The sequence below is a fragment of the Paenibacillus sp. alder61 genome (assembly GCF_020179875.1).
Classification (GTDB): Bacteria; Bacillota; Bacilli; order Paenibacillales; family Paenibacillaceae; genus Fontibacillus; species Fontibacillus faecis.
The window spans coordinates 39,599-50,143 of the sequence record NZ_JAIUDG010000035.1 but is presented as its reverse complement, the minus strand read 5'-3'; the positions used below and the strand labels follow the sequence as shown (position 1 = coordinate 50,143).

Annotated in this window: 9 protein-coding genes; 1 reads left to right on the top strand and 8 read right to left on the bottom strand. The window is 56.4% G+C overall.

Features of this window, described 5'->3' with window-relative positions; genetic code table 11:
• Positions 1-366 precede the first annotated feature (366 nt).
• The 7 genes from LBW89_RS26120 to LBW89_RS26090 all read right to left on the bottom strand — a co-directional run bounded on the left by LBW89_RS26120 (position 367) and on the right by LBW89_RS26090 (position 6,176).
• Positions 367-621 (bottom strand): hypothetical protein, encoded by a 255-nt coding sequence (locus LBW89_RS26120; RefSeq protein WP_148455798.1) that lies wholly within the window; start codon positions 619-621, stop codon positions 367-369.
• Positions 622-675: 54 nt separating this feature from the next.
• Positions 676-1,536: an inositol monophosphatase family protein gene (locus LBW89_RS26115; protein WP_412067031.1), complete on the bottom strand. Its 861-nt coding sequence runs from the start codon at positions 1,534-1,536 to the stop codon at positions 676-678.
• Between the two features lie 236 nt (positions 1,537-1,772).
• On the bottom strand, positions 1,773-2,543 hold the full coding sequence (gene fabI / locus LBW89_RS26110; RefSeq protein WP_148455797.1) for an enoyl-ACP reductase FabI: 771 nt from the start codon (positions 2,541-2,543) through the stop codon (positions 1,773-1,775).
• Between the two features lie 92 nt (positions 2,544-2,635).
• Complete coding sequence (uvsE, locus tag LBW89_RS26105; protein WP_148455796.1) at positions 2,636-3,637, bottom strand: UV DNA damage repair endonuclease UvsE; 1,002 nt, start codon at positions 3,635-3,637, stop codon at positions 2,636-2,638.
• On the bottom strand, positions 3,634-3,957 hold the full coding sequence (locus tag LBW89_RS26100; protein ID WP_148455795.1) for a hypothetical protein: 324 nt from the start codon (positions 3,955-3,957) through the stop codon (positions 3,634-3,636). Before LBW89_RS26100 ends, uvsE begins: the two co-directional genes overlap by 4 nt.
• Positions 3,958-4,010: 53 nt before the next feature.
• Positions 4,011-5,108 (bottom strand): D-alanine--D-alanine ligase, encoded by a 1,098-nt coding sequence (locus LBW89_RS26095; RefSeq protein ID WP_148455794.1) that lies wholly within the window; start codon positions 5,106-5,108, stop codon positions 4,011-4,013.
• A 54-nt stretch (positions 5,109-5,162) separates the two neighbouring features.
• A complete protein-coding gene (locus LBW89_RS26090; protein WP_148455793.1) occupies positions 5,163-6,176 on the bottom strand; it encodes an amidase domain-containing protein in 1,014 nt (337 codons plus the stop codon).
• A 266-nt stretch (positions 6,177-6,442) separates the two neighbouring features.
• On the opposite strand from LBW89_RS26090, the gene acnA reads away from it, so the two are divergent.
• Positions 6,443-9,160 carry an aconitate hydratase AcnA gene (gene acnA / locus LBW89_RS26085; RefSeq protein ID WP_148455792.1) on the top strand — a complete coding sequence of 906 codons (2,718 nt, stop codon included), beginning with the start codon at positions 6,443-6,445 and terminating at the stop codon, positions 9,158-9,160.
• Between the two features lie 204 nt (positions 9,161-9,364).
• Here acnA and LBW89_RS26080 read toward each other — a convergent pair whose 3' ends face one another.
• Entirely contained in the window at positions 9,365-10,525 is a 1,161-nt protein-coding gene (locus tag LBW89_RS26080; RefSeq protein WP_148455791.1) for a hypothetical protein, read from the bottom strand.
• Positions 10,526-10,545 lie beyond the last annotated feature (20 nt).

Genomic DNA, 10,545 nt, shown 5'->3' with positions numbered 1-10,545 from the left:
CCTCTATTTCACCTCGAAGGGCCAAATTCGACAAAATAACGCCTCAAAAAGCCCTTATCCACCCGCCCGGCTTCTAAGGGAGACGGTTACGGCCATTAGACCCTTCGAATTAATGCAACGCGAGTGCTTAAAAGCCCCTTATTCACCTGCCCTACCTCCAAACGGAGTTGGCCGCTGACAAATTTGCTCGAGTTGAATGCAACGCGAGTGGGTTATTTCACACTGATAAGCCGAATTCGACGATATCGCGCCCCAAAAGGCCGTTATTCACCTGCCCAGCTGTCCCAAAGGGAACGGGGCTCAAAGAAAACACCCCGAAACAAGTCGGGGCGTTCCTTTGGTAAACTTAGCGCCGGGGCCGAAACGTTACTTCTCCGTCTGCTCTTTCCCCGTCTGCGCTGCTCTCTTCATGTAATCGTCATACCGCCCGTCGACTTCCTTGGCCATACTCCGGTACTTTCGGGTTTCCTCCACAATCGGGTCTAAATTCGTCTGGATGCGAATCTCGTATCTGGGCGACAACCTTCTCCGCTCTTCCCTTTTGCGTTCTTCCTCGCTCCCGATTTCTTGTTCCGTCAGCATCTCGCTAAGCTCTCTTTCCAGTTCTTTGTTATCGCTCATCAGATGACACTCCTTCCGGAAAATAGAGTATAGAGTATGGGAACCGGGTTCCTGCTACAATCCCGTTGCCCCCGCAGCCGAAACGACATCAAGCAGCTGCTGCTGAATTTTACCGTTGCTGGCGATCAGATTGCGGACTCCAATGTCATAAGGGTTGCCCGCGGTATCCGTCACTATTCCTCCCGACTCGGTGACGAGCAGCGCGCCGGCCGCCGTATCCCAGGCGTTGAGGTTTACCTCGTAATAGCCGCTCAGCCGGCCGGCCGCGACATAGGCCAGGTGCAGGGCGGCCGATCCTCCGGCCCGCAGGCTCCGTGCCCGGTCGGCCAGCGCCGTGATCCCCTTCAGATTGATGGGGGCGGCCACTTCGCGGTCCGGATTGAAGCCGATCGCGATGACGCTGTCGGCCAGGAGCGCCTCCTTCGAGACTCGTGTGGGATTGCCGTGCATATAAGCGCCCTTGCCTTTTTCGGCCACAAACATTTCGTCCCGCATCGGGTCGTATATGACCCCGATAATGACCTCACCCTTGTATGCCAATGCGATGGATACGCAAAAAAACGGGAATCCCTGCACGAAATTGGTCGTTCCGTCCACAGGGTCGATAATCCATAAGTACTCGGATTTCTTCGCTGCCGTTACAGCGGCAGCCGAAGCCTCCGCTCCGGGGGCCACGCCTTCTTCCCCCAGAATGTCATGGTCCGGAAAATGGGTCAGGATCAGCTTGCGGATCATCGTTTCCGCGCCCTTGTCCACATCGGTGACCAAATCCTGCGGCGAATATTTCGTGCTCAGATCCTTCACCGAACCGACACGGCTTTTGATCCATTCCCCCGCTTTCGCGGCGCTATTGATCGCCACCGCCATCGGACTTTTGCTGCCTACAACATAAGGAATACTAGGTTTCGATTCCAATGGTTTCACACTACTTTCTTCAATAATCTATAAGACCGGTGCAACGACTCTATAAATCTTCTAAAATTTCCCTTTTTAAAAATATACGCCGGTAGGGTTGCAAAGTTGCGCCTTTTTCCGACCTTCCGCCATAAAAGGGCCATGTCCGAAGTGTCTTCCATTATATAAAAAGTCCGCCCCGGCAAGGCTGGCCTCAGCCGCCCGGGAACGAACTTCTTGTCATTTTAAAGTCTCGGTTAAGCCCCTACGATATTATACCCGCCATCCACGTAAATCACTTCACCGGTTATACCGCGGGACAAGTGGCTGAGCAGGAACATCGCGGTATCCCCGACTTCCGCGGCGTCCGTCGTCTTGCGGAGCGGCGCCTTCTCTTCCACCTGTTTCAAAATAGAGTTGAAATCGCTGATGCCTTTTGCCGCCAGCGTACGGATCGGACCGGCGGAAATGGCGTTTACCCGGATGTTCCGGGGGCCCAGGTCGTTGGCCAAATAGCGGACGGAGGACTCCAATGCCGCCTTCGCGACGCCCATGACATTATAATTGCGCATCACGCGCTCCGAGCCCATATAGGTCATCGTCATAACGCTTCCGCCTTCGGTCATAAGCGGAGACAGCCGCTTCGACACGGCGACCAGGGAATAGACGCTGATATCGTTGGCGAGGGCAAACCCTTCGCGCGAAGTGTCCTGAAACTCGCCCGCCAAATCCTCCGCTTTGGCGAACGCGATGCTGTGAACCAGCCCGTGCAGTACCCCGAATTCCGTACGCAGCGTGTCGGCCAGTTTATCGATATCCTCGTCGGCCGTCACGTTGCAGGGCAGGATCAGCGAATTCGGTATGCTTTCCGCCAGCTTGCGCACCCGTCCTTCCACGCGTTCGCTCTCATATGTAAAGGCGAGGCGAGCCCCCTGCTCCGCCAGGCTCTGGGCGATCGCCCAGGCAATGCTGCGGTCATTGGCCACGCCCATGACGACGATATTTTTTCCCGCCAACAATTCTCCCATGAATAAAAGACCTCCTCATCAAAATACGTCCGGCTTCTTTGTGTCCAACTTACCTTATTTGCCCAACATTTTCAAGGCCGTAAGCTAAAGACTTACGGCCTGATTCGTACGCTGGCTCCATTCAGAATTTCCACCCCGTCGCCTTCATGGCGGGCCAGCTCCTCCATTAGAGCGAACAAAGCCCCGTCCTTGAGCTTCGCTTCAAGCATGACGTCGACGCGGTCCGTGCCGCTCGCGATCTTGCGCAGAAAATCCAGCAGCGGCCCGACAGCCACATGATCCGCGTGTCCCCGCGGATCGCTCACACTCTTGGGGCTGGAGGCGTGGATCTTCGGGGGCAGCGGATCGTCCTCGGGTGAGCCCGCCTGCGCGTAAGAACTTGTCCAAGTCCGCTTGATTCGAGGCCACAGCTCCGCCGGATCCTCCCCCTCGTTGTTCACCCACTGGTGGTGGATATCCAGAACCATCGGCAGTCCCAGCGCTTCCGCTATGGCCAGCGTCTCCGGGGCGTTGAAGGTTTTGTCGTCGTTTTCGAGCGTCAACCTTTCCTTCATTCGATCCGGCAGGGCCGCCGCGTTCTCCTTGAACCGCTCTCCCGCGGACAACTTGTCCCCGTAAGCGCCCCCGACGTGAATGTTGTTCTTGGCCCGCCCGTCCAGGCCCATCGCTTCCAGCATGCCGACATGGTACGCCATATCGCGAAGCGAGCTAGCCAGCACTTCCGGCCGAGGGGTGCTGAACACCGTGAAATGATCGGGATGGAAAGAGACGCGGATGCCGTGCTTTTTTACAAACTCCCCCACCTCGGCGAAGGATTGCTCCAATGCCGGAAAGGGATCCCAATCCGCAAGCGCCTCATGCGTCGCCAACGGAATGAGCTTGGAGGAAAAACGGTACACCATGATATCGTGGGCCACGTTATGACGCAACAGCCGCAGCGTGTTGTGCAGATTTTCCGCAGCAATCGACTCGAGCTTGCGAACGGCGGCCTCACGGTCCAGCAGGTTGCTAAACGTTTTGAACGTCATCGTCTTGGAGGGAGAAGCATTCGCTACGACCGTGGACATCGCGACATAACCGAACCGTACGATCACCGCGATTCGGCTTCCCCGAAGAACATTTCGTAAGCCAGCGCCGTCTGGACGGCGGACTCCTCTTCCGTCAGCGGTCTGATGAGCTGCAGCTCCACCGAAGTGACTTCTTCCCCGTTGAAATTGATCTCGGCCACACAGGCCGTTATCTTAACGATCGCCACCGCCTTGTTGGCGGGAGTGTAGGCGATCACCTTTTGCCCGGTGGGAAATACGCGCAAACCTTGCTTTAGCATTTTGCCGCGGCCGTACTCCAGCAGTTCGTATAGCTCCTGCTCGCTCTTAAACTTGCACACCGAGTTGAATTCCGTTTGAAAACCCATCGTCTATTCATCCTTTCGCTTTGGGAGTCTGACGTGGTGATTTAGTTTGTCGCCTATACGACCCCGTTCTCGAAGTCGAGGTTCTGCCGCATCTCGTACCGTTCCAGCGCGAGTCCGATCAAGCGGTCAAGCAGCGCTTCGTAGGAGACCCCGGTTTCGCGCCAAAGCAGCGGATACATGCTGAACGGGGTAAATCCGGGCATCGTATTCACTTCATTGACCAACAGACGGTTGCCGGATTTCGTCAGGAAAAAATCCGCCCGGCACAGTCCGTTTCCGGCGATCGCCTTGAACGCTTTGACGGCGAGGTCGCGGACGCGTTCCGCGATCTCCGTATCCAATGGAGCGGGAATCAGCATCTGCGATTTGCCGTCGAGATACTTCGCCTGGTAATCGTAGTATTCACCGGAGGAGACGATTTCTCCCGGTACGGAAGCGATCGGCTCGTCATTGCCCAGTACGCCGACCTCCACCTCGCGGGCGTCCACGAACTCTTCGACAATAACCTTGACGTCGTAACGGAAGGCATTCGCAACGGCCCCCAGCAGTTCTTCCCGCGTTCTTGCCTTGGAAATCCCGACGCTGGAACCGAGATTTGCCGGTTTGACAAAGCAAGGGTACCCCAGCTTCTCTTCCATGCCCTGGAGGAGGACATGACTGCTGCGTTCCCATTCGGCAGCGGTGAAGTAACAGTACTTACACTGCTCGAGCCCCGCCTCGGCGAACAGCTTCTTCATGATGACTTTGTCCATCCCCGCCGCCGAAGCGAGCACGCCGGCTCCAACATAAGGAAGGTTCGCCATCTCGAACAATCCCTGGATCGTACCGTCTTCCCCGTTGGTTCCGTGCAGCAGCGGAAAAGCGACGTCGATCGCCGGCTTCCCCTCGGCCAGCCCGCTAAACAATAAATTGATCGCTTCCGCCGTACCCCCGGCGGCCCGCTCCAGCTTCAGCTCTTCGAGCGCGGCAAAAGGAGCGTCCAGCTTGCCGCCGACTCTCCACTCGCCCCGCTTCGTAATATAAAAAGGAAGCAATTCGTATTTCGCGTAATCAAACGCTTTGGAAACCGCGAACGCCGTTTGCAGCGAAACTTCATGCTCCCCCGATTTTCCGCCGTAAATCAGCCCTACGGTCAATTTTTCCTGTCCCATGTGCAACCTCTTTTCAAATATGGTAAGGGTCGTTTACCTCACCCCTTAGTATGGTCAGAACCTGTCGGCAATATGGAAAAAACGATAAACGGTATTCTCGGTCCAGGCGTAGGAATCCCGATAATCCCAATACCTGTGCTTGCTTGGCACGGTGTGGGCGTTCACCAGCGGCATTCCCCCCGCGTCAAAGGCGGTGACGATAGTGCTGTGCTGATAAGCTCCGTCGCCGTCCCAATCGTAAATGATCACGTCGCCAAGCTGGAGCTGCTCCGGCCTGCTTACGAGCTCCGCCCGAAGTCCGGCGTCGCTGTGCGTCAAATAACGTTCCAGGGCATTGGCCACCGACCAGCTGTAGCTCCAGGCCTCCCGGCCCCCGAGATATCCCTTGTACCACCAGCCCGATTCTCTTTTTCCAGTATAGTTTATCGGGGCTCCCCCTGCAAAGAGGCACTGGGAGATGTAATTGGTGCAATCGACTTCGAACGCGGCAAATTCGGGGTTAAAACCGTCCCACCAGCGATCCGCATACAAAACTGCGTCCTCGCGCCGATAGGGATTGCTCCGAAGCCCTCCGCCGCCAAGGATGTCCCGGTTCAAAAAAGGCCTCGGCGAACGGCCCGCCTCCCCCTGCTGCCGGTAGTTCCTCCCCTCTTCCGCACCGGGTAAAACCGGAGGCGCGCTCCTTTCGGGTACGGGTTGAAAGACCCGCGTAACGCTCCAGCTCTCCCCTTCCCGCTGCAAGGTTAGCCGCTGTTTGACGATCCGTTCCTCCTGATGGCGGGCGCCGCCTTTTTCGTAATCCATTTTACGGGCCAGGAGCAGCTCGACTTCCATCTCCCCCTCACGGCGCTCGATTTCGCGAAGCAGCCGGGCCCGGGTTTCGCACCGGAGCGGCACGGCGCCGCGAGCCCGGTACCATTCGTCCAATTTTCGCTTCTGCTCCCCGCGGCGGAGCAAATAATCCAGGTCCGTAATCAAGGTGTGATCCGCCCGCATCCGGTAATCCACCTCATCCTGGTTGCTTTGATTCACATAAAGGGACAATGTTTTTTTCCAATCCTCCGCCATGGTCCGGTCTCCTCCTCGGATCTATTGCTATCAAAATACAGACTCCCTTGTCCTGCTTCCATTTCCCTGCGGATTTCCCACTACGGAAAGTATATGACCCCCGGGGGCCGAGTATGTGCTGAAAGCCTATACACGCGCACCGCTGCGCCAAATCGGCAGCTTGAATGGGAACAAAAAGTTCTTTACTCGTCGGCAGGAGGACGGTATACTTAATGTAGTGAGTTTTTGAAATTGTGTTTCATCTAGTGAAACAAGGAGGTCCAACCATGCCAAAGAATGATTTTTTCTCCAGCAGCCGGACGCTTGAAGTCGGCGGCAAGAGCTACCGCTATTATGACCTGCAAGCGTTGGAGCAGCAAGGACTCGGAAAGATCGGCAAACTGCCGTTTTCCATTAAAGTGCTGCTTGAGGCTGCCGTCCGTCAGTTTGACGGAAGAGCCATCACGGAAGAACATGTTAAGCAAATCGCCGGCTGGAGCGAAGGCCGAGATGAGAATAAGGAGATTCCGTTCATTCCCGCGCGTATCGTCCTGCAGGACTTCACGGGGGTTCCGGTCGTCGTCGATCTTGCCGCCATGCGCGACACCGTGAAGAAAGCCGGCGGGGATCCGAAACAGATCAACCCGCTCGTTCCCGTAGACCTGGTCATCGACCACTCGGTGATGGTCGACGCTTTCGGTACGCCGGAAGCGCTGGAATACAATATGAACGTTGAATTCGAACGCAATGAGGAACGCTACCGGTTTTTGCGCTGGGCGCAAACCGCGTTCAACAACTTCCGCGCCGTTCCGCCGGCAACCGGGATCGTACACCAGGTTAACCTGGAGTATCTCGCTTCCGTTGCCGCAACCAAGACGGTCGACGGTGAAACGGTCGTCTTCCCGGACTCTCTCGTCGGAACGGATTCCCATACGACGATGATCAACGGCCTCGGCGTCGTCGGCTGGGGGGTCGGCGGTATCGAAGCCGAAGCGGGCATGCTGGGACAGCCGCTGTATTTCGTTACGCCGGAAGTTATCGGCTTCAAGCTGACCGGCAGCCTGACGGAAGGCGCTACGGCGACCGACCTCGCCCTTACCGTTACACAAATGCTGCGCAAGAAGGGCGTTGTCGGCAAGTTCGTCGAATTCTACGGGCCGGGGCTGGCCAACATCAGCCTGGCGGACCGCGCAACGGTAGCCAACATGGCCCCGGAATACGGCGCGACGATCGGTTATTTCCCCGTCGATCAGGAAACGCTGGCTTACCTGCGCAGCACGGGCCGCTCCGAGGAACAAATCGCGCTGGTTGAAGCTTATTACAAAGCGCAGGGCATGTTCCGCACGAGCGAAACCGAAGATCCGGAATTCAGCGATCTCATCGAGCTGGATCTGGCCTCCGTCGTACCAAGCTTGGCTGGACCGAAGCGGCCGCAGGACCGGATTGAGCTGACCGAGATGAAGGACAGCTTCAACAGCATCATCCGGACGCCGGTGGACAAGGGCGGATACGGACTGAGCGACGAGAAGATCGAGCAGAAAGTGCCCGTGAAGCATCCGAACGGCGAGACCAGCGTGCTGTCGACGGGCGCCGTTGTTATTGCGGCGATTACGAGCTGTACGAACACCTCGAACCCGAGCGTTATGCTGGGAGCCGGCCTGCTGGCGAAAAAAGCCGTGGAACGCGGTCTCAAGAAGCCGGGCTACGTCAAGAGCAGCTTGACGCCGGGCTCCCTGGTCGTTACCGAATACCTGGCGAAAGCCGGGCTCATCGAGCCGCTGGAAGCGCTCGGGTTCCACGTCGCCGGCTACGGCTGCGCCACCTGTATCGGCAACTCGGGTCCGCTGCCGGACGAAGTCAGCGCGGCCATCGCCGAAAACGATATGACCGTGGCGGCCGTCCTGTCCGGGAACCGCAACTTTGAAGGCCGCGTTCATGCGCAGGTCAAAGCGAACTATCTCGCTTCGCCGCCGCTCGTTGTGGCCTACGCCCTGGCCGGTACGGTCAATATCGACCTGCAAAACGATCCGCTGGGCTATGACCAGAACGATCAGCCGGTATATCTGAAGGACATCTGGCCTTCTTCCGCGGAAATCAAGGAAGCGATCGGCCTGTCCGTCAGCCCGGAAATGTTCCGCGCCAAATACGAGAACGTATTTACGCAGAACGAGCGCTGGAACGCCATTCCGGTACCGGAAGGCGAACTGTACGAATGGGACGGGAAATCAACGTACATTCAGAATCCGCCATTCTTTGAGAAGCTCGGAGACGGCCTGCAGGATATCGCCGATATCCGCAGCGCTCGCGTGCTGGCCTTGCTCGGCGATTCCGTCACGACGGACCATATCTCGCCGGCAGGCAACATCTCGCCGACCAGTCCGGCCGGCATCTACCTGAGCGACCGCGGCGTCGCCCGCAAGGACTTCAACTCCTACGGCTCGCGCCGGGGGAACCATGAAGTCATGATGCGCGGCACGTTCGCCAACATCCGGATCCGCAACCAGGTGGCTCCGGGAACGGAAGGCGGCGTGACGAAGCATCTGCCGACGGACAGCGTTATGTCCATCTACGACGCTTCGATGAACTATCAAGCCGACGGACAGAACCTGGTCGTAATCGCCGGCAAAGAATACGGCACCGGCAGCTCCCGCGACTGGGCGGCCAAAGGCACCTATCTGCTCGGCGTCAAAGCCGTCATCGCCGAAAGCTTCGAGCGGATTCACCGCAGCAACCTGGTCGGCATGGGCGTTCTGCCGCTGCAGTTCCAGGAAGGCCACGGCTGGAAGACCCTCGGTATCGACGGAACCGAAGTGTTCGATATCGTCGGCCTCAGCAATGAAGTGAAGCCGGGGCAGCAGCTCACCGTCATCGCTACGCGCCAGGACGGCACGCAGTTCGAGTTCCCGGTCACCGCGCGTCTGGATAGCATGGTCGACGTGGACTACTACCATAACGGCGGCATTCTGCAAACCGTATTGCGCCAGATGATTCAAGGGAATAACTAAGCCGCGGTTCTGCGGTTCGCACCGCCCCTGAATTCTCTTTGTAACCTGAAAAGGCTGCCCTAAGGGCAGCCTTTTCTTTTACTTTAAAGAGCCTATGTGTACATGACAGGATGTCATACGGCGTCTCCCACCAGCATATCCCGACCTCCATCAGCATTGAATTCTCGACATGATCGAGGACTACTCATGGACGTTAAATGTCTTTTAATGTTTAGGCGTAATCCACCGGAATTGCTCCACCGACAATCCGAACTGGCGCAGCGTTTTAATGCTTACATGAAGACGGTCGAATACGATCTCACTGTTGCTCTCGTTAAGCGTATATTTTTTTCCGCCGACATCAAATTGAAATCCGGATGACTTCTCCTTCTCTACCTTTCCCCCCAAGGCCTCCGCTAGCGGAGTCAACGGAAGCCATGTGTTGTTATTCACGTCGGTGTAACCATAAGGGAGCAAAATGGTGCGGCCATCCACCGTTATGCTCGCTTCATAAACCGTTTCTTCTTGTACCTCAATAGCCGGAATCTCCGCGGGATCGATATTCGGTTCACGTTTTGCCGGGACGACCGTCTTCGTCACAGGAAGAGGTTCCGTATTCTTGTAAAACGATTCGATTTCCGCTTGCCCCGCCTTGTGTACTCGTCGGTCGGCCAAATTCAAGACATAGGATTTTCGTGTAGGCTCGTTATAGGAAATAAGCAGCCGGTTTCCTTTGGCGTCGTAAGCCTCCATCTTGGCCAAGGCAACCCGCTCCACCTTGTCCGTAGCCGGATTGAGGATCACGATTTCGCTTTGCTTCTCCGATTCACTGTACCATTGCACCAACAACCGGTTATCGGGAAGCCATAGGTACCACATGGACTTCGAGGTTTCATGCCATTTTCGCGACTCTCCGGTTTGCATATTTTTAATATAAAGCGTGTAGTTATTTCTTAGCTGGCTGCTGAGGTAGGACTTTTCCAAAGAAATACCGTACTTGCCGTCCGGGGAAGATTCGTATACACGCTGACGGGTCACCCGATCGGTAGAAGGGTCATAGAAATTCGTTATCAAGCCCTTTTGCACCTGATTTTGTCCCAAATACAACCTGCCGGATCGCTCATCGGGAAAAATATCCACGTACTTTTCAGGCAAAGCGCGCCAGCTTCCTTCCTTATCAACAAACAGTACCCGGCCTTCCATCGAACCGTTTCTCCAGGTTCTAGCGTTATAGTAGTCCCGTCCCGTTTGTTTATCGGTAAAGACCGGCTCAATCTGCCAGCCTTCATCGGACGCCGCGGAAGCGGAAACCGTAAATAAGCTGGCGGCCGAGGACAGGACCAGCCCAAACAGTAGCAAACATTTTAAATACAGTTTGTTTTGCATTGACTCTCATCCCTTACTTT

Excerpts from the sequence above, each read along its gene's own strand:
- LBW89_RS26090 (WP_148455793.1), bottom strand. The coding sequence starts at position 6,176 with ATGGCGGAGGATTGGAAAAAAACATTGTCCCTTTATGTGAATCAAAGC.
- acnA (WP_148455792.1), top strand. The coding sequence starts at position 6,443 with ATGCCAAAGAATGATTTTTTCTCCAGCAGCCGGACGCTTGAAGTCGGC.
- fabI (WP_148455797.1), bottom strand. The coding sequence starts at position 2,543 with ATGGGAGAATTGTTGGCGGGAAAAAATATCGTCGTCATGGGCGTGGCC.
- LBW89_RS26120 (WP_148455798.1), bottom strand. The coding sequence starts at position 621 with ATGAGCGATAACAAAGAACTGGAAAGAGAGCTTAGCGAGATGCTGACG.
- LBW89_RS26080 (WP_148455791.1), bottom strand. The coding sequence starts at position 10,525 with ATGCAAAACAAACTGTATTTAAAATGTTTGCTACTGTTTGGGCTGGTC.
- LBW89_RS26100 (WP_148455795.1), bottom strand. The coding sequence starts at position 3,957 with ATGGGTTTTCAAACGGAATTCAACTCGGTGTGCAAGTTTAAGAGCGAG.
- LBW89_RS26095 (WP_148455794.1), bottom strand. The coding sequence starts at position 5,108 with ATGGGACAGGAAAAATTGACCGTAGGGCTGATTTACGGCGGAAAATCG.